Annotated in this window: 19 protein-coding genes, 1 tRNA gene and 1 pseudogene; 5 read left to right on the top strand and 16 right to left on the bottom strand. The window is 29.8% G+C overall.

All coding sequences use genetic code 11. From position 1 onward, the window contains the following. Nucleotides 1-71: 71 nt before the first annotated feature. Nucleotides 72-776 carry a DUF421 domain-containing protein gene (locus B2P65_RS08025; protein WP_346846687.1) on the top strand — a complete coding sequence of 235 codons (705 nt, stop codon included), beginning with the start codon at nt 72-74 and terminating at the stop codon, nt 774-776. 328 nt (nt 777-1,104) lie between these two features. Here the strand turns inward: B2P65_RS08025 and B2P65_RS08030 are convergent, their stop codons facing one another. Continuing rightward, the gene (locus tag B2P65_RS08030) at nt 1,105-1,308 is read right to left on the bottom strand and encodes a hypothetical protein (protein ID WP_346876871.1); all 204 of its coding nucleotides are present in this window, start codon (nt 1,306-1,308) and stop codon (nt 1,105-1,107) included. Between the two features lie 172 nt (nt 1,309-1,480). On the opposite strand from B2P65_RS08030, the gene B2P65_RS08035 reads away from it, so the two are divergent. Both B2P65_RS08035 and B2P65_RS08040 read left to right on the top strand, forming a co-directional pair. Then, nucleotides 1,481-1,556: transfer RNA gene (locus B2P65_RS08035), tRNA-Met, on the top strand. 231 nt (nt 1,557-1,787) lie between these two features. Next, entirely contained in the window at nt 1,788-2,423 is a 636-nt protein-coding gene (locus B2P65_RS08040; protein WP_346846906.1) for a chloramphenicol acetyltransferase, read from the top strand. A gap of 40 nt (nt 2,424-2,463) precedes the next feature. On the opposite strand, the gene B2P65_RS08045 is transcribed toward B2P65_RS08040, so the two are convergent. The 3 genes from B2P65_RS08045 to B2P65_RS08055 are packed head-to-tail and all read right to left on the bottom strand — an operon-like array spanning nt 2,464 to nt 5,180. Beyond that, nucleotides 2,464-3,738, bottom strand: coding sequence for a radical SAM protein (locus tag B2P65_RS08045; RefSeq protein ID WP_346879957.1), 1,275 nt, complete (start codon nt 3,736-3,738; stop codon nt 2,464-2,466). A 6-nt stretch (nt 3,739-3,744) separates the two neighbouring features. Beyond that, a complete protein-coding gene (locus tag B2P65_RS08050; protein WP_346846684.1) occupies nt 3,745-4,608 on the bottom strand; it encodes a methyltransferase domain-containing protein in 864 nt (287 codons plus the stop codon). Further along, the gene (locus B2P65_RS08055; RefSeq protein ID WP_346846683.1) at nt 4,605-5,180 is read right to left on the bottom strand and encodes a class I SAM-dependent methyltransferase; all 576 of its coding nucleotides are present in this window, start codon (nt 5,178-5,180) and stop codon (nt 4,605-4,607) included. Before B2P65_RS08055 ends, B2P65_RS08050 begins: the two co-directional genes overlap by 4 nt. A gap of 256 nt (nt 5,181-5,436) precedes the next feature. Between B2P65_RS08055 and B2P65_RS08060 the strand changes: the two genes are divergently transcribed. Beyond that, nucleotides 5,437-7,497 carry a catalase gene (locus tag B2P65_RS08060; RefSeq protein WP_346846682.1) on the top strand — a complete coding sequence of 687 codons (2,061 nt, stop codon included), beginning with the start codon at nt 5,437-5,439 and terminating at the stop codon, nt 7,495-7,497. Nucleotides 7,498-7,652: 155 nt separating this feature from the next. Here B2P65_RS08060 and thiI read toward each other — a convergent pair whose 3' ends face one another. The 9 genes from thiI to B2P65_RS08100 all read right to left on the bottom strand — a co-directional run bounded on the left by thiI (nt 7,653) and on the right by B2P65_RS08100 (nt 16,185). Beyond that, nucleotides 7,653-8,801 (bottom strand): tRNA uracil 4-sulfurtransferase ThiI, encoded by a 1,149-nt coding sequence (thiI, locus tag B2P65_RS08065; protein ID WP_346879958.1) that lies wholly within the window; start codon nt 8,799-8,801, stop codon nt 7,653-7,655. Nucleotide 8,802: 1 nt separating this feature from the next. Continuing rightward, nucleotides 8,803-9,936, bottom strand: a complete 1,134-nt coding sequence (locus B2P65_RS08070) for a cysteine desulfurase family protein (RefSeq protein WP_346879959.1) — start codon at nt 9,934-9,936, stop codon at nt 8,803-8,805. A gap of 303 nt (nt 9,937-10,239) precedes the next feature. Continuing rightward, entirely contained in the window at nt 10,240-10,602 is a 363-nt protein-coding gene (locus B2P65_RS08075; RefSeq protein WP_346876875.1) for a DUF4180 domain-containing protein, read from the bottom strand. A gap of 14 nt (nt 10,603-10,616) precedes the next feature. Beyond that, nucleotides 10,617-11,105: a helix-turn-helix domain-containing protein gene (locus tag B2P65_RS08080; protein ID WP_346846678.1), complete on the bottom strand. Its 489-nt coding sequence runs from the start codon at nt 11,103-11,105 to the stop codon at nt 10,617-10,619. A gap of 277 nt (nt 11,106-11,382) precedes the next feature. Then, the gene (locus B2P65_RS18065; protein ID WP_414632272.1) at nt 11,383-11,508 is read right to left on the bottom strand and encodes a hypothetical protein; all 126 of its coding nucleotides are present in this window, start codon (nt 11,506-11,508) and stop codon (nt 11,383-11,385) included. Nucleotides 11,509-11,550: 42 nt separating this feature from the next. Continuing rightward, a complete protein-coding gene (locus B2P65_RS08085; protein ID WP_346879960.1) occupies nt 11,551-12,540 on the bottom strand; it encodes a GNAT family N-acetyltransferase in 990 nt (329 codons plus the stop codon). 216 nt (nt 12,541-12,756) lie between these two features. Further along, nucleotides 12,757-13,587 carry a phosphoenolpyruvate hydrolase family protein gene (locus B2P65_RS08090; RefSeq protein ID WP_346879961.1) on the bottom strand — a complete coding sequence of 277 codons (831 nt, stop codon included), beginning with the start codon at nt 13,585-13,587 and terminating at the stop codon, nt 12,757-12,759. Nucleotides 13,588-13,625: 38 nt separating this feature from the next. Beyond that, nucleotides 13,626-14,834 (bottom strand): Tm-1-like ATP-binding domain-containing protein, encoded by a 1,209-nt coding sequence (locus tag B2P65_RS08095; RefSeq protein ID WP_346879962.1) that lies wholly within the window; start codon nt 14,832-14,834, stop codon nt 13,626-13,628. Nucleotides 14,835-14,991: 157 nt separating this feature from the next. After that, the gene (locus tag B2P65_RS08100; RefSeq protein WP_346879963.1) at nt 14,992-16,185 is read right to left on the bottom strand and encodes a phosphoenolpyruvate hydrolase family protein; all 1,194 of its coding nucleotides are present in this window, start codon (nt 16,183-16,185) and stop codon (nt 14,992-14,994) included. A gap of 414 nt (nt 16,186-16,599) precedes the next feature. Here B2P65_RS08100 and B2P65_RS08105 point away from each other — a divergent pair. Further along, nucleotides 16,600-17,865: pseudogene (locus tag B2P65_RS08105) on the top strand (IS3 family transposase). Between the two features lie 161 nt (nt 17,866-18,026). Here the strand turns inward: B2P65_RS08105 and B2P65_RS08110 are convergent. The 3 genes from B2P65_RS08110 to B2P65_RS08120 all read right to left on the bottom strand — a co-directional run bounded on the left by B2P65_RS08110 (nt 18,027) and on the right by B2P65_RS08120 (nt 24,897). Continuing rightward, a complete protein-coding gene (locus B2P65_RS08110) occupies nt 18,027-21,737 on the bottom strand; it encodes a hypothetical protein (protein ID WP_346879964.1) in 3,711 nt (1,236 codons plus the stop codon). Nucleotides 21,738-22,195: 458 nt separating this feature from the next. After that, entirely contained in the window at nt 22,196-23,296 is a 1,101-nt protein-coding gene (locus B2P65_RS08115; RefSeq protein WP_346879965.1) for a peptidase S41, read from the bottom strand. Between the two features lie 581 nt (nt 23,297-23,877). Further along, nucleotides 23,878-24,897, bottom strand: a complete 1,020-nt coding sequence (locus tag B2P65_RS08120; RefSeq protein WP_346879966.1) for a MerR family transcriptional regulator — start codon at nt 24,895-24,897, stop codon at nt 23,878-23,880. Nucleotides 24,898-25,054: the final 157 nt, after the last annotated feature.

A 25,054-nucleotide genomic window follows, 5' to 3' on the forward strand; every position in this document is an offset into this window, starting at 1 on the left:
ATTAATTATTGGTTAAAATAACATCAACGATAAACTACATATTAGATTTTTAGTATAAAGGAGATATCATTATGGATTTTTTACAAGGTCAGGAAACACTTACTATCATGGAGTGGGCTTTGCGTGCTATTATTGCTTTTTTCTTTTTAGTTATTGTTGCAAAAGTCTTAGGACAACGTAGCATCTCCCAATTAAGACTCCTTGATTTTGTCATTGCTTTAGTAATTGGAAATATTATTGCTCATCCATTATCTGATGAAAACCTTGGGTTAAAGGGATCTGTCATTTCAACAATTGTATTAGTTGTCCTATATATTGCTGGAGTATTTTGTGTTCTAAAATTTCCATTTATAAAAATACTTATTAATCATAAACCAATCACAATTATCAAAGACGGAGAAATTATTTATAAAGGATTAAAAAAAGCAAGAATATCTCTTGATGTGTTATTAGAAGAATTACGTGAAGAAAAAGTAGAAGATATAAAAAAAGTAGCATTAGCGATTTGGGAAGCTGATGGAAAATTTTCTGTTTTTTTAGACCCAAAATATGAACCTATTACTCCTTCATTCTATCAAATGGAAACAGAAGCCTTTGATTTGCCTAGGACAATCATTAAGGATGGTAGAATTAATTACGAGGAGCTAAAGCAAACTAATAAAGATGAAGGTTGGGTTGTTTCCAAATTAAAAAAGTTATATCAAACTGATATAAAAAACGTTCTACTTGCCACCTTAGACAATAAAGATAACCTAAAAGTTTTTTTATATAAATAATTCCTAGAGGACTAAGCATATCCATTAATATTATAGATACGTTTAAGCCTCTTTTTATTTAAAAACCTCCCTATTATAGCACGTTTTAACTGACTTATATCTATTAACATCCATATTAATTTAATTTTTCCAACAAGCTATATACTAATAGTAGCTCATTGAAGTTACTCAATGTATCTCTTAACACTTCATATGGTACACTTATATAAATTTAAATTATTTTATATTTCTTTGTCTTTAATTTGATTTTGAAGTTTATTTGAAAACCCTGTTGCTATCCCCGTTATCAAACCACTAAATATGAAGAATACATTAGTAGGAATATCTATCAATATATACCTATAATTCCAATAATTATCTGCAATACAAAAGCAGAACATACTACTAAAAAAGGTTGCCATTTCTTGTCCATTTTTATTTTTGCACTAATTTTATCAGTTATGGCATATTCCTTATCAAAGTTATGGTAAACTATCATACTTAACATCAATGGTACTAATATAAATGATGATTTTATTAATGAATCTAACATGCCCTTCTCCCCTTTAAATATGGCTATTTAGATGTATAAATCTTAATGAAATATCTTCATTAAATTATACACGTAAAAATATAATATTTATTTTGCTAATACCATTGACTTATCTCACTATTAATACTATACTGAATAAGAAGCTTAAGGAAATCTCTTAAGAACTTAATATCGCGGGATGGAGCAGTTGGCAGCTCGTCGGGCTCATAACCCGAAGGTCGTAGGTTCAAGTCCTGCTCCCGCAACCATAAAAGATTCTATATTTAATATAGAATCTTTTTTATTTATGAATTATATTTAAGTCTAACTTCTCAATTTAAACTTAGTGGTATAAATGATATAATTGTAATGTTATGCATTGTAATTTAGTTTAAAAGTTAACTATGAGATTTTTAAGTGTTCATAATGCTAATTTTACAAAATGGAAATTGCGGTATTTTATCAGGGAATTTACTATTTTTATGGAGAGTGATATATTAATGAAATTTATAGATATAGAAAACTGGAAAAGAAAAGACCACTATAATTTTTTTAAGAGCTTTAATTACCCACATTTTAATATTTGCGGTAATGTAGATATTACAAAATTTTATAGTTATATTAAAGAAAATGAAATCCCATTTTTTATATCCTTTGTATATGTAGCTACAAAAGCAGCCAATGATATAAAAGAATTTAGATATAGGATAAGAGAAGATAAGGTAGTTGAGCATGAATATATAAACCCTGCTTTTACTGTAATGGTACAAGATGAAGTATTTAGTTTTTGTAGAGCAAAATTCATAAATGAGTTCAATGATTTTAAAATTAGTGCATCTGAAGAAATAGATAAAATAAAAAATAATATCATTATTAAAGATGAATCTGATTGTGATGATCTCTTATATATGACCAGTATTCCTTGGGTTTCATTTACTGGTGTAGCCCACCCAATTCAGATGAATCCTGTTGACAGTATTCCAAGAATAGCCTGGGGTAAATACTTTGAAGAAAATGGTAAAGTTAAGTTGCCACTGTCTGTTCAGGTACACCACGCCTTAGTTGATGGCTTACATGTAGGACAATATTTTAGTGTAATTCAAGAGATTTTAGATAATCCTTCAAAATATTTATAAAACATGTTAAAGGAGCTTTTCAAAAGCCCCTTTAATTTCCTTATTGTAAATTCCTATAATATTTAGGATATCTATTACTTTTATTCTTATTACAGATATTTATTGCCTTTTCCTTATTAAGTGGAAGTATCCCTTCTGATTGCTTAAATACTTCCCTATTTACTTTTTGAGCAAAGCATCCAATTTTAGGCTTGCCTATATGATTTTTCATTTCAATCCATAGTTTTTTTACAGATTCTTTTTTTACATTTCCAAAGTTCATAGGTACAAAATCACAGGGATATAATTCTCCCGAAGCACTTATATAGGAATGTTGATTTCCTGCTCCACAACCAAATTTTAATTCACTTTCTGTATAAGCAAAGGTACTTATCTTAGGTAAATCACTTCTTTTATTTGCCTTATGTTGCAATTTTATAAGCTTTTCTCTATCACTTTCACTATACATTACACTACTTAATTGTTTTTCTGTTAAAAGATTGCCACTTAGGATAGGTTCAAGTATCTTAACTTCATGGGCCCCATTATCCTTAGCAAATTTAAATAACTTAAATAACTCTTCCTCATCAAGATTTTCTTTCAATATAACGGTTTGTGCCATTACATATAACCCTGCTTTATTTGCATTTCTAAGAGCTTCAATAGCATAATCAAAGGCATTTTCATTATTTCTATTTTTATTGTGTACATCTTTTTCATAAGAATCTAAACTTATTCCAATGCCAAATAGACCACTATCCTTTAACTTTTTTGCTTTTTCATAGCTTAGATTAAAACCACTGGTAAATAAAATAGATGTACTTCTATTATCTATACTTCTTACTATATCAAATATATCTTCACGTGCCATGGGCTCTCCTCCTGTAATTCCAATAATAGGAGTGCACATTTCTTGAAGCTCCTGTATAACCTTAATCCATTGTTCCTTTGTTAACTCTTCTCCTAATTGTCTACTTTTTGCACTACAATAAACACAATTATTAGGACATTTATGTGTTATACATAAATACATAGAAATAGGTGCAGTTCTCTCTGCATAGATTTGCTTTGTAAATATGTTTTTAGACCCATCAACTGCTAGTACATTTTGTACAAAGGACTTAGATGGAAAGGGTGGTAAAAATGTACTCAGTATATACTTGTCCTCATGCTTCACTAGTTTTTCACCCTTTATAAAACTTCTCATCATTTTTATATATTTTAATAGATTAAACTGCTTATCTTCCCTTAGAATATTGTAAATGTCAAATATATTCCTTATAACATTTTTATCAATAGCCATTTGAGACATGATTTTTAAATTATTTATGCTCATCCATTTCTATTCCTTTCTAAATACCCCATAGGCAAATTTATGATTTATTTCATAATCTTCATTTTTATATTTCTCTTTCTTTATTTTTTCCACTATAAGAGGTTCAACTTCATTATAATCATTAAAGATCTTCTTAGTGCCTGCCAATGCACCAGTTATATTTAACCACTCCATAAGTTCCTCTGGCTCCTTAAATCTAAAAAACACTTCACCTTCATCTACTTCTAAAACCTTAAAATTGTACTGCCTGCACCATTTAACTAAGCCTTTCTTCCCCTTTGGTAAATTTAATCTTATATCCATAGGTTTAATTACTTCCTTTTCCTTCTCTCTCATTACTTCTAGAAATATTTCTTCTATCTTATCTAAAGTTCCATGAACATTTGTAATTATAGCTAATATACCCTGGGGTTTTAAAGCATTATTAAAGAGCTTAAATAATTCATGATGATTGAAATAAGAAAGTGCCCAACCAAAAAATATCACATCAAATTTTTCATTAGATTTTTTCAAAAATTCAATACCATCACTATTAATAATAGTAACCTTATCCTTATTAACAGCGTTTAACTTCTCAAGCATTTTACTTGATTGGTCTACAGCTGTGATTTTATATTTTTCAGATTTATCTAAAAGACCCTTAGTTATATATCCTGTTCCACAAGCAAAATCTAGTATTTTCAATTCCTTATTTGGATCTATATACTTTGAATGAATAATATTATCAGAATGTGTTCCCATTTCTTCGAGCCAATGATTATAGGTATCAGAAACTTTATCATACTCTGCTCTATAATCTTCTTTGCTTACAACTTCTTTTTTAAAGAGTTTATAGCCAACCTTTAAGTAAAATACCATTTTATTTATCATATTTTCTCACCTACAAATATAAAATAATAGCCCTTATCATAAACTTTACTTATATGAAAATGTTCTTCAAGCAAAACCTTAATTTCATCTTTAGTTCTAAAAAACAATCTTCCAAAGAGAATAAATTCAAATAATCTTAACAACCTGGTTCTTATATGATTTTTATGGAAATCCATAATAACTATTTTTCCACTATCCTTTAGTATCCTACTTATTTCAGCAATGAGCTCCTCTTGTTCTTTGATATGATGAAAAACATCACTCATTATAACTGTATCTATAGAACCGCTGTGAAATGGCGTACTTAAAGCATTACCTTTTATAACTTTAACATTACCTCTTTCCTCTACTCTTGAAAGCATCTTCTCACTTTCATCAAGGACATATACAGTGTTACAGCTATTACAAATATGATTAGCCAAAAAGCCAGTGCCTCCCCCTATATCTACAACCACTTCATCCTCATTAATACCGGCTGCATCTTCTATATCTTTAATCTTATATAAGTTAAAAGTAGCCATAAACTTATCATAATATTTATAAACCTTATCAAAATCCTTAGTATTTCCCATAGACACCCTGCCCTTCAGCATGAAAAATATTTACTAAATATATTATAACATTCTTACACCAGCTATTACACAACAATTAACTTATAAGGTAATCAAAACCTTTTATTAAAACTCTGTTTAAAAAACATATCATAATGCACAAATTCAATATAATAAAACTTAGTTATCACTTAGTAGTATAAATACTTTTTAGTTGACAATATTATAGTAAACAACATTTTTAACTTTAAAGTTGATACTTTGAAAGGAGAATACCATGGGAAATCAAAACAACAATGAAAATAACCAGATAAAAAATGCAAAAGAGAAACAACTAGATGAATTTAAAGTGGATAACCAAGGAAAAAATCTTACTACAAATCAAGGTCTTACAATGTCACAGGATGAGTTTTCATTAAAGGCTGGGGATAGAGGGCCAACTTTAATGGAAGATTTCCATTTCAGAGAAAAAATTACTCATTTTGACCATGAAAGGATTCCAGAAAGAGTTGTCCATGCACGAGGTACTGGAGCACACGGAGAATTTCAATTATATGAATCAATGAAGGAATATACTAAAGCAGGATTTTTACAAGATCCTTCTATAAAAACTCCTATATTTGTAAGATTCTCTACAGTAGCTGGATTTAGAGGCTCTGCAGATACAGTTAGAGATATAAGAGGTTTTGCAGTAAAGTTTTATACTCAAGAAGGCAATTATGATATAGTTGCAAATAATATTCCTGTTTTCTTTATTCAAGATGCAATTAAATTCCCTGATTTTGTTCATGCAGTGAAACCTGAGCCAGATACGGAAGTTCCTCAAGCCTCTAGTGCTCACGATACCTTTTGGGACTTTGTTGCAAATAATCAGGAATCTGCTCATACTGTTATGTGGGCTATGTCCGATAGAGCAATTCCGAAAAGTTACCGTATGATGGAAGGCTTTGGCATACATACCTTTAGATTTATTAATGAAAGTGGTAAATCTACTTTCTTTAAAGTGCATTTTAAACCTGCCCTTGGAGTCCATTCTTTAGTTTGGGATGAAACTCAAAAAATAGCTGGAAAGGATCCAGATTTCAATAGAAAGGACTTGCAAGAAGCTATCAATACAGGCAATTATCCGGAATATGAAGTAGGTGTACAATTATTGCCAGAAGATAAAGAATTCAGTTTAGATTTTGACATACTGGATCCTACAAAAATTTGGCCAGAAGAGGATATTCCAGTAAAGATTATAGGGAAAATAACCTTAAATAAAAATGTAGATAATTTCTTTGCAGAAGTTGAACAAGTGGCATTTCACCCCGGTCATTTAGTTCCAGGAATTGATTTTACAAATGATCCACTACTCCAAGGTAGGTTATTCTCATATACAGATACTCAACTTACAAGACTAGGTGGACCTAACTTCCATGAGATTCCTATAAACAGACCTGTAGTCACCGTCCATAATAATCAAAGAGATGGACATTCAAGGCAGACAATAAATACTACTAATGTGAGCTACCATAATAATTCATTATCTAACAACACTCCTAAAACCCTAGGTGAAGACCAAGGTGGTTTTGCTAATTACCAAGAAAAGGTAGAAGGAAATATAGTTCGCTCACGAAGTAAAAGTTTTGAAGATCATTTTTCTCAAGCAGCAATGTTTTATAATAGCATGAGTGATGTGGAGAAAAAGCATATCATTGATGCATTTAAATTTGAACTTTCTAAGGTAAACAATAAAGATATTAGGCAACAAATAATTGATATGTTTGGTAATGTAAATATTAACATGATGACTCAAGTAGCACAATATCTCGGAGCTAACCTTCCTAAAGGTGAAGCATCAAAATATAACAAAGTATCACCAGCACTGAGTCAAGAAAATACTATTAAAAAATCGGATACATTAAAAGTTGGAATAATATTATCAGAAGGATATAATTCAGATGAATTTAACACAATGATAAAAGCTTTAAACGCAGCAAAAACTATGCCAGAAATAATAGGTTGTAACTTAAGCCCAATAAAGGGTTCTGATGGCACAAGTCAGCTACCTAAACATTCCTTGCTATCTGCAGACCCCGTACTGTTTGATGCTATCTGCGTTCTTGGCTCAGGCAATGTTGACCCTGACTTCAAAATGCGCACTAAGATGTTTATCGAAGAAACCTATAAGCATTTCAAGCCAATTTTAGTTTCACAATCAATGACTATGCTATTAAAGCCAGAGATGAAAGATCAACCTGGAGTTACAGTTGGGGATTCTAAGGATAAGTTTACAAATAAATTCATAACTGATATTTCAGCTCATAGACATTGGGATAGAAATATTACTATATAATAGATATTTTATTAAACTTGCAGCAACAGCATTCCATATGTGTTTTGATATTTCTAATTATATAACAACATTTGACTATGTTTAGCCAAATTTTCATCTAAAAAAAGATGCAGTTTAGAATTACTGCATCCTTTTATTTATTTAGGCATCAATTATTAAAGATCGTTGTATATCTCCATATTATCTATACATTCTTGAACAAGTCTATCTATATCCAGTATACTTTCAGAATTTCTTATTAAGTCCACTCTAGGTTTTATTTTTGGATGCTTTGGTACAAATATTGTACAGCAGTCTTCATAAGGAAGTATAGATGTTTCATAGGTTCCAATATCTCTAGATATATCCATGATATCTATTTTATCCATGGCGATAAGAGGTCTAAACACTGGCCTATCTGCCACGTCATTGCTGACCATTAGTCCCTCCATAGTTTGACTTGCTACCTGGCCTATACTTTCCCCGGTGGTTACAGAGTTTATATTATATTTTTCCGCTACAGCACAGGCAACTCTCATCATAAATTTTCTCATTATTATAGTAAGCTCATTCTCAGGGCATTTTTCTATTATATCCATTTGAATATCAGTGAAAGGTGCCACGTAAAGATTGATTTTCCCAGTGTAGCCCTTTAGTAATCTTGCCAAGTCCTTTACCTTTTCTTTAGCTCTTTCACTAGTGTAAGGATGGCTGTGGAAATAAATAGCGTTTAATTCTACCCCACGTCTTGCCATCAAATATCCAGCAACAGGAGAATCTATACCACCAGAAAGCATAAGCATAGTACTACCATTTGTGCCGTAAGGCATTCCTCCAACAGCTTTTACCCTTTTAGAATATACATATGCCCTTTTTCTTACTTCCACATTTATTATTCTTTGTGGTTTATGAACATCTACCCTTAATCCTTCTACAGCATTTAATACTACAGCGCCAATTTCACGACTCATCTCCATAGAATTTAGAGGGAAGGCTTTGTTTGCTCGATTACTTTCAACCTTAAAGGTAGTTTCTCCAAAATCCCCAGCTTCCACAACCGCTTGAGCACTGATAGCTTCCATGGTAGGTTCTACTTCAGTAACTAAACAAACTTCAGAAACGCCAAAAACCCTTTTTACTTTTGACATTACCTCCTCCAAATCTTCACTATAGAGGAACCACCTTCCTTGATCGCTTATAAATTCATAGCTACATCCCTTAAGTACTGAATCTATATTCTTCATGAGCTTTTTTTCAAAGATTCTTCTATTTAATCCCTTTAAAAAAATTTCCGATGCATATTTAATAAGTAATAGTTTTCTCATATTATTTTCTCCTTAAAAATTTCAAACTTTTTTCTAGTACTTCTATAGTGTAATCTACTTCTTCTTTTGTATTAAACTCATTAAAGCTAAACCTTATGGTTCCCTTTGTTTCCTGAGTATTAAGGCCTATAGCTTTAAGCACATGGCTATCTCCTTGTTTCTTTGCGGAACAGGCAGAACCAGTAGATACATATATTCCCTTTTCCTCTAAAAGATGTAGTAGTACTTCGCCTCTTATACCTTTAAATGAAACACTTAAAATATAAGGACTGAAGCAATCCTCACAAGGACTGTTTATCACTATATCTTTTATATCTCTAAGTCTTTCTATAAAATATTCTTTAAGCTCACTTACCTTTGAATAATTAAGTTGAACATTATTATATATAATATCTGAAGCCTTTACAAAGCCTATAATACCTGGTAAATTTTCTGTGCCTGATCTAAAGTTTCTCTCCTGTCCACCACCGCTTATTAAAGCCTTAGGATTAAATCCTTTTTTTATGTAAGAAAAACCAACTCCTCTAGGACCATGAATTTTATGTCCACTGACGGATAACAAATCTATTTGAGCTCTTTTTACATCTATTTTAAACTTTCCATAGCTTTGGACCGCATCTACATGGAACTTAACTCTAGGACTTTTTCCTTTTATTAATGTCCCTATAGCTTCTATATCCTGTACAACTCCCAGCTCATTATTAACATGGATTATGCTCACTAATCTAGTGTCACTATTTATGCTGTTTTTTAATTCTTCTAGAGATATACGACCCTTATTATCAACCTTTAAATAAGTAACCTTAGTCCCTGCTGCCTCCAAATCCCTGAAGGTATTAAGTACGCTAGGATGTTCAATTTCACTAGTTATTATGTGCGCACCTACCCCAGTAAAACCTTTTACTAAAAAATTATTGCTTTCACTTCCACCAGAAGTAAATATTATTTCATCCTTGGTACAATTGATAGTCTTAGCTATTTTATCTCTTGATTCATTAAGAGCTATTTCTGCCTTAAGGCCTAAACCATGAGCGGATGAAGGATTTCCAAAATTATTTTTCATTGTATGTACCACAGCATCTATTACCTCATCATAAGGCTCAGTGGTGGCACTATTATCAAAATACACTTGCATAAAACCACTCCTAATCTATTATTCTACTTATTATATCAAATAATTCCTCCACCGCAACAAACTTTTGAAAAAAGTGTGATAAAGCATTAATATTGGCACATTAAATAGTTAGAGAAAAGACTACCATAATTTTTTAAAGCAAAAAACTGTAATAAGATTACATCTTATTACAGTCTGAAAATAATGTGTATTTTCATAATAGATAGTTTAGATATCTCTCCTATTGAAAAATATTTCTCCATAATAGACCTCTTTGTAATGACAACCATATGAGTTATAACTTACATACATGCCATCGTTATATTATAATTTCGAAATCCAAATTTCAGCATCTGCAATATTCTTAAATGTTCTGAAATGATTTCCTTTGTTAGCTTCCATAATCATTTCTTTAAATCGCTCATTAAGCTTTTCTTCATCTTCAATAATAACAGCGACTTTTACATTGTAGTTTATAAATTTTTGCAATGCCATGCCTGCGAGTCCAGTTTTAAGATTAAAGAAGTCTTCAGATAATACATTAGAATGCAGTATTATTGTATAAATGTCATTTTCCATACATTTAGATATGTAATCTAGCACATCTTGCTCTGAAGAAAGTTTCCTCAAATCAGAAATAAATTCAATATATTTATTGTTATTTTTGTTTACTACTCTGTAATTCAAAGTATTCACTCTCCTTATAAATTGGTTTGTTCCACAAGCATAGAAATTGAACTTAGCATACCTTCAATAAAGCTTACATTTCCCCATAACAAAACCCTTAGTCTGTTTACTTTTTCATCATATTTCATATTAATTGTTGATTTTTCCATTCCGGAATCTTTACAATTCATTAGTGCTATAAGAGTATTTGATATTCTAAAATATTCTTCTTTATCTACATCATTAATATCCACAACAGTAGATACATTTACCTTTTGCTTTATAGTATCTTTCACTTCTCCATTAGTAACAAAATCAATATTTGACTCTTCACTAATCTTTTTATTATTAATACTAACATTATTTTTTTCCATAAAAACACTTAAATCATGACCTGAAATTCTCCATTGCTTTCCAACTTTATTTGCTCCAAGCTTCCCTTCTGTTATAAATTTTCTTATAGTTTTGTGATGCATACCTAATATTTCTGCGATTTTATCTATTGTATAAAATTGATTTTCCATAAAAATCTACCCTTTCAAAATTAGTTTATGATTAAATTATAATAGTTCTCTTTGCACTTGTAAAGTATTTTGTTGTATTTTGTTTAACTTTATTGTATTTTGTTTCTATTTGTTCAGCTTTTTATTTTATTTACATATTGTAAAATACCTATTTACTTATAAAATTTTTAACTTTTGATGACTCTATCAACTATTTGAGCACAAAACAAAAACTCTTAGCATTACTTCGGAGGATTTTATTAATGTATTATATCAACTATTATTTTGAAATTGGCAACTATTTTTTTCTATATTCATAGGGTGAAATACCATAAAAAGTTACAAATGCACGTGAAAAATATTTCTGGGATGAATAATCTAGGTACTTTGAGATTGTGGCAATAGGTTTAAGAATAGTAGCCATCAGTTTAGTAAACTGATGGCTATCATAATAGTGAAATATTTGTTATTTATATAAAATATGAGCTGTCATTAAATAGTTGAATTTATATCCAACCCATTCACTAACATTAATTGCATGTTTGTTTGCAGGATGATGACATACAATCACCCTGTCAAAATTAACAGTCTCGAATAATCTCTTATACATAGATGCATAAAGCCATTTTCCTAAATTCCTTCCCCTATAGGATCTTTTAACTCCAATCATAAATTGGTAAGGAAAACCAGGGTCGTTATTATTGACAGATACATTTGATTTAGCAATCATTTCATTATTTGAGTTAAAAATCATATAACAATTATGAGTTATATTTCTTTTCTTATTAGACTCATTAATTTGCCTTTGTTTTTCAGGATTTATAATAAACTGTACATACCCCTCTTCCATAACATCCGGCATATCTTTCATAGTTTCTGTAAACAAATCACAATATTGTTTGATATAGCTCTCTGAGATGATATCAGTATATTTAATAGAAAGATCTGAATTTTTTGCTTCCAATTCTTTCATGAATTTATTAAGCATGTCTATATCAATGTCTTCTCTTTTTAAAGTGTAATAATTAGCCCTTAAGCTTACCTTATTATTGTATTGATTCATTAATTCATTTAATTCATAATTATATGTAACCACTACAATTTCACCATGTTGAGCTAGTTTCTCTTGAACCAATTGATTTATAGCCGTAATCATAAGTTCATCAATTGATAAATCGCATAAAGTGATGTTTAATTTATATTGTTCATTTCCATTACAGTCAGCAGCCTTACCAAAATTAATCATTCCACAAATTAAAGAATTCTTTTCAAGTACAAATAGCTCATTATCACTTCCATTAAAAGACGATAAATATAGAGCTTTATAGTCATCATTACTTTTATATGGGTCTAAAAAATTATATTTTTTTGTTATATTCTTATTGATTAAATATAAGTTTTCAACTTCATCTGCTGTCAAATTATTGGAGTCAATTTTATAAATTTTATACATCATCTCTACACCTCCACATTTTTAATTTTTACCAATATATAACATTTTAGCATACTTATTTGAGGTAAACAATACATTTTGTAGATCAAATTTACTATACACTTACTTTAAAATAATTTTACTAATATAAATAGAAGTTAACATCTCTCAGCAAAAAGTACCACCACCTATAAATAACTATTTAAGCCATTACAGGTGGTGGATGTGATGTTATATTTATTATTTACTTATTGCTTTAAACGCTTCTGTTTGTGATTTTATTCCTTTTTCCGCTGCAAATCTTTCAATACTTGAAGCACCAAAGAAACCGTCAATTCCTTCTGTTTTTTCTATTACATATGCAGCATCTTCTGGCTCCGCAATAGGTCCTCCATGACAGATTACCATAACATCAGGATTAACTTCTCTTCCAGCTTTAATAATAGCTTCAATTCTCTCTACACAGTCATTAAGTGTAAGTGCTGTTTGTGCTCCTATTGTACCTTTTGTAGTTAATCCCATGTGTGCAACTAATATATCAGCACCAGCTTCTGCCATTGCTCTTGCTTGGTCAGGGTCAAATACATAAGGAGTTGTAAGCATATCCAGTTCATGCGCTTTTCTTATCATTTCAACTTCTAAATCATAACCCATTCCAGTCTCTTCTAGGTTCTGTCTAAATACACCATCAATTAATCCTACTGTAGGAAAGTTTTGAACCCCTGCAAAACCTTGTGCTTTTAATTGCTTAAGAAAAATATCCATTACTCTGAATGGGTCAGTTCCACAAACACCAGCAAGAACTGGAGTATTTTTTACAACTGGAAGTACTTCTGCTCCCATTTCAACTACAATCTGGTTAGCATCTCCATAGGATAGTAATCCTGCAAGAGAACCTCTTCCTGCCATTCTGTATCTGCCTGAATTATAAACTATAAGCATATCTGCTCCACCAGCTTCACTGAATTTAGCCGTAATACCTGTACCAGCTCCTACACCTAATAATGTTTGCCCATTTTTAACCTGTTCTTTGAACTTTGTCATAATTTCGTTTCTTGTCATTGTATTCATCAATAAAGCCTCCTTCTATTATTTAAATTTATTATTCACTATTTTTTCATCATATCTATTAATTTTTGTGCTGCTGCTTCTGCAAACTCTACTTCGTTAATAGCGCAATTAATTTCTACTACTTCTACAACATTTCTGTTTACACCATTTTTTAATATATTAAATAATACTTCATCCTCTTCTGGACCGTAAAAAGGCTGACCTTCTACATCAATAGCAGATACTCCTTTTAGAGGTATGAATAAAGCTGTTTTTCCTTTAGCTAGATTTATTTTTTCAACCAGTCTCATACCAATCGCTTCATTTTCCTCTTTGTTTGTTCTCATAAGCGTTACTGAAGGATTATGTTTATATAAGTTACGTGTTATAAACTTCTCCGGAACTGTTTCATATGGTCCAAAATTACACATATCAATGGCACCTACTGATACAACCTGTGGTATTTGATTTTTACCTGCTGCCTCTAAACGATGAGGTCCTGCATTTAAACCACCACCGATAACTTCATCTGCCCATTCTGTGGTAGTAAGGTCTAATACACCTTCAATAAAGCCTCCATGGATAAGTGCTTCCATTGAACGTCCACCTACACCTGTTGCATGAAATACAAGAACTTCATAACCTCTCTTTTCAAGGTATTCCCTTGCAGCTGTTATACATGGAGTTGTTACGCCGAACATAGTTGCAGCAACTAATGGCTTTTTCTCCACGACTTTTGTATTTTCAAACTTAAGCATACCTGCAATTGCAAATACTGCATTTGTAAAAATCTTTGTTGAAATCGAGTTAAGACCTGCAACATCCACCACAGAAGGCATCATAATAATATCGCTGGTACCTACATAAGGTTCAGTATTGCCTGAAGCAACCGTTGAAACCATAACCTTTGGCACACCTATAGGCAGTGCCCTCATAGCTGGAGTTACCAATGAAGTTCCTCCAGTTCCACCAAAGGATATAATACCATCAAACTTACCCTGTTTATATAATTCAGGTAATAACTTCTCCATGCCTTTTGATAATACTTCTGTTGCTAATGCCCTATCTTTTTTGGAAACTAGAGTTTCTATGTCTGAGCCTGCTGCCTTTGCAACTTCATTGTTTGATACATCTGGTTCAAAAGCTGGCTCAAATACACCGGTATGAATGGTAAAAGTACATAAACCCAAACCTTCAATTAGTTCTTTTACGTATAAATATTCAGTGCCTTTAGTGTCAAATGTTCCTGCAATAGCGATTGTCTTCATTTCTTTAATCTCCCTACATAAATTTTCTTTTATCTAGTCTGTACAATATTAGATAAATGACTAAGATAATCGTCTTATAAAACGTATGATATTTATAAGTTAATCATACGTTTTTCATCTCTTTATGTAAACGTTGCTATGTACTATATTTTTGTGTTTATGTCATATTTCTAAATTTATATTGTTTTGGCGAACAACCCTTATACTTTTTAAACATTTTGCTAAACTGCACATAATCTTTATAACCAACTAATGGTGCTAAGTCTGACAATTGGATATTCTCTTTATTTATAATTTCTGCTGCTTTATTTACACGAAATTTAACTAGATACTCTGGAAAACTACAACCAACTTCTTTTTTAAATAAACTGCTTAAGTAACCCCTTGATACATGAGCTACTTTGGCTAAGTCTAGAAATGAAACATCATTCATATAATTTTTGGCAACGTACTCCTTTACAAATTCAACATAATTATAGTGCTTTTTAACTCCATCTAACATTTTAATTATTAAATCATCTTCATCTAACTGAGTTGAAACTTTAAAAGCTTTTGTTATGTTTGTAATAGACTTTTCCGATGGAATTCTTTCAAATGTTGATCCACCTATATATCCCATTAAATCTTCAATATTACTATACATGTACTGAATATCGATTGGTGTTTTTACAGGTCCACCATATATTAATTTAATTACCTCTGGTTTTAACTCATTACATCTATTAAATATCTTCTCTGCTTTAACCTTTGCAGCTTCCAGTGAGAAGACTTTTTTTGCTCCTAACAATCCTCCTCCTGTTAGACCTAAATGTACGCAAATGACATCAGCACCTGCAATAATCATCTGCTCCGCCTGTATTTCATTAAATACAAAGGCAACTGTAAACATGTCTTTTTCATGGGCTATTCTTATTGCTTCTACTTCAATTAAATAGTTACATCCTTCTTCTTCAAGAGCTTCACCGAACTGACTGTCTATAAGTCCAACTGTAGGATAGTTATTAATACCTGAAAATCCCATATTCTTTATTTTATCTATGTAACTTTCCATATTCTTTAGAGGGTCCGTTGCATTGAGTCCAAATATAATAGGCATATCTTTTACCAACGGTATTATCTCTTTTGAAGCAAAGTCCATTACCATATCATTGCTATTGCAAAATGGTAAATAACCTGCCAATGAACTTCTCCCCATTTGCCGAAATCTACCCGAATTTAGCATTAAAATAAAATCAGCTCCACCCTTTTCAGCATATTTTGCCGTCATTCCTGTACCTGTTGCTACACCAATAATATGATTTCCATTCTTTATTTGTATATTAATATTCTCTAATAACTTTTTTCTTTTCATACTTTCGAACCTCTTATTTTTTCATCATTTATAATTTTCAATAGTCAGATACTTAATATTATATAAATATAACATTCTAAACATGATATACCAAATCATTATGTTTTACTATCTTCAATTATCTATTGATATTTAAATCTATTTCTTATTCCTTAAGAGCTACTCCCCTCTTATATTTTAGCACGAATTATTCATCAAATTTATCTTTTTATATCTTTGAATAATTCAGGTTTAATAAAGATCATGTATTTTAATGAATCTAAGATAAATTTGCTCTACTTATGATAAGATATTTGTACATAAAAAAGCCTTAGCCACTTTCTAAAATGTAACATATGAAATAGATACTTTAAAAAGACTATTCATATAGGTTCTTTTTTGTGCACAATAAAAAACAGAAAGGTTGTGAATACCATGAGTAAAAATTTACTCTCGAAAGAAGAAATTCTAAATTTATCTAATAATAAGTATGTAAAAAAGTTAGTGAAAAAGGATTTACATACACAGATGAATTTAAAACTTTATTTATTGCTGAACGTAGTGTTGGAAAATTACCAATTAATATTTTCCATGATGCAGGATTTTACGTGGAAATACTTGGTAATCACAGAATTTGGTGTGACAGTAAAAGGTGGAGTAATGCTTATAATAAAGCAGAGGAACTAGGGCTTAGGGATACTAGAAAATTTAATAGTGGGCGTCAACTACTAATGAACTGACTTTAGAAGAAATAATAGGAAAAAATGAGGCAGAAATTGCATATTGGAAAGCTGAGGCAGAGCTGTTCAAAAAAATCGAGCTTTAAAAAGGCAGGTGGAAAACGGTAAGTTAATAGCATACTCAATTTTGTGATTATTTATAATCCTACAACTAGGTAGCAATTAAGAAATATGATATCTTACTTATGTAAATTAATTAAAGTATCAAAATCTGGTTATTATAATTATTTAAATTCAGAAAATCAACGCAATAACCATGAACAAAGAGCTATACAATTAAAAGATATAATTCTTAAAGCATTTAATCATAAAGGATATAAGAAAGGTTCTCGTTCTATTAAGATAGTATTAGAACAAGAATTTAATATGGCTATAAACTGAAAGTATATACAAAGAATTATGCAAAAATATAATATCAAATATCCAATAAGAAAAGCAACTCCTTACCGTAGGATTATGAAGGCGAACAAAGAACATACATTAGTTCCTAATCTGCTAAATAGAGAATTTAATCAAGATGTTGTAGGCAAAGTGCTATTGACTGATATTACTTATATACCATACGGCACTTCTCATATGGATTATTTGTCGACGACTAAAGATGGCTTCTACAAATGAAATCTTTGCATATACTATTACTAAAAATCTTAAATTAGATATTGTTATGGACACAATTGAAAAATTAATGCAGAACAATAGTAATTCATTGTATTCAGAAGCATTTGTTCACTCAGATTAAGAGGTTCATTATACTAGTCATCGTTTTCAAAAACTTCTAAAAAAATATAAATTAAGCAAATCCATGTCAATGCGTGGTATCTGTTGATATAATGCTCCACAGGAGTCTTTCTTTGGTCATATGAAAGAAGAAATTGACTATAAAGGATGTGATACATTTGAATAGTTGCAAAGTATGATAAATAAATATATGCATTACTATAATAATTTCAGATATCAATAGGAATTAAAAAAGCTGACTCCTATCCAATATAGAAATCAGCCTTTAGTTGCATAGTCTTTTTCAAAGTATCCTTGATGTAGGGACCATTTTACCTTCTTTTAAAAATATATTATGTTTTAAATCGTATAGAGCGGTTTGTGTTTTTATAATCTTTTCATGTGTTAAAGCAATTTTGACGGCAGTGTTTTTGTGACTGCTTTTCTCTTTATAATCTTGTAGTACCCAGGTTTATCTTGAGCCTCTTCAAAGCTTTCAATCCATTCCTTATTTTTAAATGCAGTTAGTAATTTTTCACTTACGCTTGTAATCTCATATTTAGTTCTACTTCGAGGCACAAAAATCTTTGCATAATCATCTAACCCAAGAAGATACATATATTCTTTACACTTACTTATACTTAAATTAGGTATAAATGATATGAATAGATTGATTTTGTGTTCATTTACTAAATCATTGGAAGAAATCAAATCTTTTGTTAGCTTATCTGATATATTTTTAGAGTTTGAAGTCACAATATCTAATTTTTGTATTGCTAAGTTATATATGACTTGTTGAATTGAACTGTCCCATTTCTCGTATGTCGCAAATAAGTTTGGAAGATCATTAACATCAAGGTTATTACATAAAATATGCTCATTTACAACTACCGAATACTTATCTTTATTTATAGATATCGGTACTTTTGTAAAAGTAAGTAATTTTAGTTTGATTTCATCTACAATATCCCAAAGAAGTATTAGAGTCAGCTCCTCGAAACTAAACAAGTCATTGGTATGAATTTTTGTATACTCTTGTATGTTGTTTTCAATAAAATACATAACTTGATCGGGATAATTCCCTCTTATGTATTGTAAATTTTGCGGAGTCATATGGAGAATATTTTTATCAACAAGAATACGCAGCTTTTCATCAGAAATATTAGGAACATTGAAATTTTCGTAATAAAAATCAAGCGTGCATACAATTTCTTTGTATTTCTGATTTGTCAATTCGTCACATATGATAGTTTCATCAAATAATAGTTCGGATCTTTCATCTTCCAAAGTAATTTTTCCTGTTGTAAAATCTAATTTTCTTTCACCACTATTTATGAACTGAATCAATGTAGAGTTATATTTTTTCAAATTGAAATAAACGATAATATTCTCTTCTGAGTATTTAACCAAACGTCGTTCTAATAAACTATCCCACAACGTCGTATCTTCTACCTTAGAAAGTAATGTAATCGGAGTTTGCAATAATTTAATATAGTTTATTTTTTGCTCGGTAGATATCTCCTCATCATTTAAAACTGATAATACAGCATTTTCATCATCACTAATGCTACTGCCACTATTTGATAATATAATTTCTATATATGCGGAAATATTTTTTTTAACATATAGAGACAATGAAGAATCTGGCTTCATAAGTATCAATGTGTAGTTTCTATGCTGAATATCACTTTCACTTTCAATTCTATAGACAACCCTAAGCATAAGTGCTAAATTATCAAAATTAAGTTCATACAAAGAGTTTTCATATACTGCTTCGAACAGCTCTTTGTTGGCACAATCATACTCTATTTGAATAAATGATACACCTAATAATTCAAACCCATGAATTAATTTTAGTATATCAGGATTTTCTATCGTAAGATAATCAGGGCAATTGGCGATATAACCACTTAGCTTATTGTCTGTATTTACAGACTGTAAACTATTATCATCGGAATAATATATTGTACAAATTGAATAATGACGTATCTGCTCTTCTGTTAAAGCCTCTATCGTCACCATATGTGAAAACAATTCAGGCCATCGCAAATTAAGATGCCTTACATAAGCAGGCAACTCTTTTTCTGTATCGAAATATGCACCTATGAATTTCAGATTTTTTATTTCTTTGAGTTGAAGTAAAATCCTATCAAGATTATCAATACATCTTGGTGTTTTTAGTAGGTACTCAAGCAAATCAAAATTAAGTACTTCTTCTTGATCAAAATCAACAATTCTAAGTCGGTCTACAACTAATTTGGGATTCTTCAATCTATATGTGTATTCTTTTGATTTTTCATCGGTTATACTACGTAAAAAAGTTTTATCTATACGACTCAAACTATTCTCATAGAAATAGGTCATATAGTCATTATAGGTTTCATCAATATACCCATTACGTATAAGATATTTTAACAACGAAAAGTACTCACTACCCTTAACCTCATTAAAATCTGTTTTGGCCCCAATTTCATTAGTTACCGTCACTTTAAAAACACTATCAATGTTTTTACGAGTTATTAAATCTTTTAGTTGTTTATTTTTTGTTAATACTATCTTATCTCTAAGTTGTGTAGCTTCATTTTCTAAAGCAGGGATTAGATTATTTGCTCTATTTTGTATAGCTTGTATACGGGTTGCTTTTTCACAATCGTGTTCTTTTCGCTTTTCTTCTTGCAGCTGATAATTATAGCGATTTGAATTATAAAAACGTGACCACTTTTCTTTATAGACATCCTCCAATTCTTCAATAGAAACTAGATGCTCTTCTTTAGCAGATTTAATCTCAAGGTTTTTCTCTTCCAATACTTGCTTATATTTGTTGATTTCTGACTCTGTCAATTCTTCTTTTTTATCAAAAAGCGTAAAAACTAATCCTTTATTAAGTTGTAATTCACTAAAATCTTTCGGAAATAGATTTTTATATACAATTAAAGCAAGCATTTTGTTACAATCAAGTTCGGTTGTATTTAATCGATTATAGTAAATAATAAATTCATTATATATATTTTTCAAAATCCGCATATCATCTACATATAAAGAAAGTCCCTGTAAAAAACTTTCTTCAAATTTATCAAAAATACCACCTTCCTTAAAGTGGCCTATAAATTGGTCATATGAGTTTGAACTATCCACAACAGGAACAACGGGCATAATAAAATCAAAAAATTTTGTGCGGTCTTTTGATACAAAAATATCATCACGTAGTAGATAGAAAAATCGCAGAGTTTTATTATTCTCCTTGTAGGGTAGAATTTTTGCTAAGAGCCTTACTTTTCTAAATATCTCAAAAATTTTAATAGGCTTTTTATTTTCTTTTTTCAGCTGAATATTGGTTAAGATATTTATTTCTCTAAGTCTTTCAAAAATTCTATTGGCATTAAATCGATCAATATCTTCAAAAACAATAACATCTGCACTTGCATTTTCGAAAAGGTATAGCACCTCATTGAGGTATTTATCGAAGTAAGATTCGTCGCTATCTTCAAAGATTTCGATCTCATTTCCTTGTACATTAAACTTTCTAAATACATTCTTGTTCTTTTGTATTTTAACAAGTTCAAATATGAATTCATTTAATAAAATAATGCATACTAATCCACTTACCAGAAGTGAATATCTACTTGTTGAAAGATTTAAAATTGATTGAATCCAGTTACGTGGTAAAGAAGATACAAAATCGCTCCAAACTTTAAATTGCCATATATGCATAATTGAAAGAACCAGCATCATTATAACTAAAGTGTTTTTTATAATATAACTAGTTTTTATTTTTTTCTTAACCCTAAAATTCGTTTGTGGTATTTTGCTTGCTGATATCTGATGTATTAATTGATTTAATATTTTCCCCTCTAAAACAGATTCTTTTACTTCTTCATTTTCTTCTTTATCATGTGTTTTAAAGTGGGCAAGTGATATATGTAAAAACTTCAATTTTGGATGTTTATCTTTATAAGATTCCAAAACACTACTTTTACCCGCACCATATGCTCCTGAAATAGCAATATTACGGATATCGGGATTTGAAAAAATATAATCTATTGAATTTTCATATACTCTCAAATCAACATCTTTGACTGGGGTTAGCTTTTGAAATTTATATTTATTCTCAATCATACATTACACCTCTTTTGTGAATTGATTTTATAATTTAGATTTAAATATCCTATCTTAATTAGCCTTTTATTGATTACTAAAATCTTTTATGCTTACAGTAGCAACAATAAACTAATAATACATAATATTTTTATAAAATTATACCATATTTTGTACAAAATATAAATGAACACCAACACGATATTATTCGAACTAAATGGGTACGATAAACGACTGCTCCATGACCTTCTTTGATTTCATCTGTTGTCTTTGCATATAGTAGCTAAGATGATAATTGCAAAACTGCTACCGTCCCCCATTGATAATATATTAAATTTGTTTCAGCCAAAGATTAAAGTTATCAACTAGTTCTATAAGTAGTGCTGCAAAGAATTGAATACCGTTATATTTCTACAAAAGTGGTAAATAAAATTGGTAGCTACAACTTCTGACTAAAAATTAATCATTAAAAATATTTATTAATAATTTATATAATCCTCAATTTTTTCATGTAAAGTCTTATCTGGATACAGAGACATAGTACTATCATCATCTATCAATTTATAATATCGAGTTGAGTAGCTAACACTAAATTTACTATTTGGTAAAACAAATCTTAATATCTCACCATAACAATTAGGTTTTCCTCCTGAAGGTTCACCCCAAATAACACAGTTTGTCTCAAATTTGAATTCATAAGCATTAAGTAATCCTGATGAAAAAGTCTCTCTTCCTATTATTACTTTCAGATTTTCCTTATTGTTAATTCTAGGATTATTCTTTATATAGCATAATAAAGGTTCTAATAATCTGGAATCTCCACCCAGATTATTTCTTAAATCTATAGTAATTTTATAAGTAGAATTTTTCTCTATAAAGTCTATAATCTCCACTATTTTTGTACTAATTTTTATATTTCCATCTTCCCTACAATAATTATACTTTATGTAAAGTTCCTCTTTATCTTCTAAATATTCATACCACAAATTCTCATTAGATCTTCTTGCATATAAGGGCAATTGACTATCCGAATACTTTAATTCATTAATATTAACTGTTTTAACTTTAACTGTATTGTGTTCTGTTGTTATTTTTATATTATCCACAGAATCTGATATCAATAATCCATATAAAACTTCTGCAACCTGCATATACTTCATACTGTGAGCCTTAAAAAAATATTCATTTTCAAAAGATATGATTTCTGAAAGTTCATGAAGAATTTTATCCATGCTAACATCTTCAATTGCTATAACTTTCTTAAATAATAAATCCTTATAAGCCTCACTAGTTCTTATAATATAAATCCCATCCTCAAACCAATAAAACTTAATAGGCAAATACTTATTAGCAGGAAATGCAACTGATGTATGGGCATCTCCAATTGAGGCAACCACCCTTGAAATCTCTACCTTCATCTCTTCATAATCAAGGCCACCTATCATTGACTTTAATTTATCTATCCTACTATCAAACTCTTTCCTACTTATATTAAAAAATAAATTTTTATGCTTTTCTATGAGATTTTCTCTCAAAAACTCTATATCTTCTAACCACTTTTCTTCCCATTGGCTTTTCATAATATTACGCTCACCTCTTTATTTATGTCCCCTTAGTAAATAATTTCTAAATTAATCATGTTACTAAGACTTTAACATAAAATCTAATGCTTAAACAATTATATTTTAAAATATGATTCCTATATTGAATCACATTTTTATTCCATTGTCACATCTTTTTATTTAGGTATACTTAATCTAACTTTCAAAATAGGAAAACCCCTGAAACCCGCATGGCTACAACAAATAGTTAAATAGTTAAATATTTCTATAGTTAAATAGCTCCCTATATAAATAGTTTAATATATACCTATGTATATATTTGAACTATATAAAAGCATAATTTTTTTAGATGTAAAGTTAATTTTTAAAATGGATGTCTTCATTAGAATTTTAACGAAATATTTAAAAATAATATTGAATAGCGTAAAAAATCCACCGGCTAAGCCGTTGGATTTTTATTAATTTGCTTAAAATTTAGATTTTAAATATAGTCTTAAACTACTTCTAATAAGAATACCGAATATTTATTTCTGCATGTACAGTAGTTAAAGAAATTATTTGATTTATAGCTGTTGCGTATTATAAGAACTTATTTATTATTACAGATTATCCACTTTATTTCTATTAGCAACCACAACTCCTACAAGTGGATGCAATCTGTGTACTTCAACAGTAAAATCAAAATTTAAAAAGCAATTTTTTAACTCTTCCACGCTGGATGGAAAATCTACTTCTGGTCCATATCCTACTAAGGAAAATTCCTCCTTATAATCATTAGGATTTTCAAAAAACATTAAATCACCAATAATAATACTTTGCAAATTTTCTCCACCTATATTAATCATTTTTTCTATTGCTTTTTGCTTATATATTGTAGTTAGATGATGTAATGCATAATTAGAAATAATTTTTGTAATACATTTTTTTCGTAAATCTACACTTAATTCAGGCTCTTCAAATGTTCCTATATATAGTTCAATATTATGTGCTCTTTCATTTTCTATATTTTCTTTAGCTTGTTTAAGCATTCCATCACTAATATCTACACCAATTGCTAATTTTATTTTTCGTGATAGCTCAATAATTTGCTTTCCAGTTCCACACCCTAAATCAAGTACAATATCATTTATGTTAGGTTTAATCAATTCATTTATTAGTTCTGCTGTTTTAGACCTCCAATGATAGCTGTCCGTAACATATTGTTTACTTGCGTCATTGAATCTTTGTTTTGCTCTTGTTTCCATATTCGTTATCTTGATAATATCAATAAGTTGTTGAACTTCCAAAAAACTATTATTTTGTATTTGCTTTTCGGCTTTATTTAGAGCAGTAATAACTGTCTCAATATGTTTCTTCTTTTCCTCTAATGCTCTTGTTTGAACCCTTATTATATTCTCTATATTTTGATTTTTTTCATTTATAAGTTGTTTTATTTCTTCAAGTGACAACCCAATAAACTTAAGAGTAATAATCTGTTGTAGCTTGAAAAAATCTTCATCACAATAAATTCTATAACCTGCTTGCGTTTTTAAAGATGGCTGTAACAGCCCAATCTTATCATAATGAAGCAATGTTTTTACAGTTACCCCTGATCTTTTAGCAAACTCACCAATCTTCAAGATTCCCCCCCCCTTTCAATATTATTTTAAATCCTAACCTTTAGTTAGAGTCAATACTGATTGTTATAATTTATTAGATACTTCGCATACTCCTACTATCGTTCATTAGATTATAGTTCTATATCATAGTTAATCAGTTTTAAGAATTTATTCATTT

Origin of the sequence: Clostridium sp. UBA3061 (assembly GCF_002367465.1) — a bacterium.
GTDB classification, from domain to species: domain Bacteria; phylum Bacillota; class Clostridia; order Clostridiales; family Clostridiaceae; genus Clostridium_J; species Clostridium_J sulfidigenes.

Coding starts and splice junctions, on each gene's coding strand:
- B2P65_RS08110 (WP_346879964.1), bottom strand. CDS start 21,737: ATGATTGAGAATAAATATAAATTTCAAAAGCTAACCCCAGTCAAAGAT.
- B2P65_RS08080 (WP_346846678.1), bottom strand. CDS start 11,105: ATGGAAAATCAATTTTATACAATAGATAAAATCGCAGAAATATTAGGT.
- B2P65_RS08030 (WP_346876871.1), bottom strand. CDS start 1,308: ATGTTAGATTCATTAATAAAATCATCATTTATATTAGTACCATTGATG.
- B2P65_RS08070 (WP_346879959.1), bottom strand. CDS start 9,936: ATGCAAGTGTATTTTGATAATAGTGCCACCACTGAGCCTTATGATGAG.
- B2P65_RS08040 (WP_346846906.1), top strand. CDS start 1,788: ATGAAATTTATAGATATAGAAAACTGGAAAAGAAAAGACCACTATAAT.
- B2P65_RS18065 (WP_414632272.1), bottom strand. CDS start 11,508: ATGGCTACTATTCTTAAACCTATTGCCACAATCTCAAAGTACCTAGAT.
- thiI (WP_346879958.1), bottom strand. CDS start 8,801: ATGAGAAAACTATTACTTATTAAATATGCATCGGAAATTTTTTTAAAG.
- B2P65_RS08060 (WP_346846682.1), top strand. CDS start 5,437: ATGGGAAATCAAAACAACAATGAAAATAACCAGATAAAAAATGCAAAA.
- B2P65_RS08090 (WP_346879961.1), bottom strand. CDS start 13,587: ATGAATACAATGACAAGAAACGAAATTATGACAAAGTTCAAAGAACAG.
- B2P65_RS08095 (WP_346879962.1), bottom strand. CDS start 14,834: ATGAAGACAATCGCTATTGCAGGAACATTTGACACTAAAGGCACTGAA.
- B2P65_RS08045 (WP_346879957.1), bottom strand. CDS start 3,738: ATGAGCATAAATAATTTAAAAATCATGTCTCAAATGGCTATTGATAAA.
- B2P65_RS08050 (WP_346846684.1), bottom strand. CDS start 4,608: ATGATAAATAAAATGGTATTTTACTTAAAGGTTGGCTATAAACTCTTT.
- B2P65_RS08025 (WP_346846687.1), top strand. CDS start 72: ATGGATTTTTTACAAGGTCAGGAAACACTTACTATCATGGAGTGGGCT.
- B2P65_RS08115 (WP_346879965.1), bottom strand. CDS start 23,296: ATGAAAAGCCAATGGGAAGAAAAGTGGTTAGAAGATATAGAGTTTTTG.
- B2P65_RS08055 (WP_346846683.1), bottom strand. CDS start 5,180: ATGGGAAATACTAAGGATTTTGATAAGGTTTATAAATATTATGATAAG.
- B2P65_RS08085 (WP_346879960.1), bottom strand. CDS start 12,540: ATGATGTATAAAATTTATAAAATTGACTCCAATAATTTGACAGCAGAT.
- B2P65_RS08100 (WP_346879963.1), bottom strand. CDS start 16,185: ATGAAAAGAAAAAAGTTATTAGAGAATATTAATATACAAATAAAGAAT.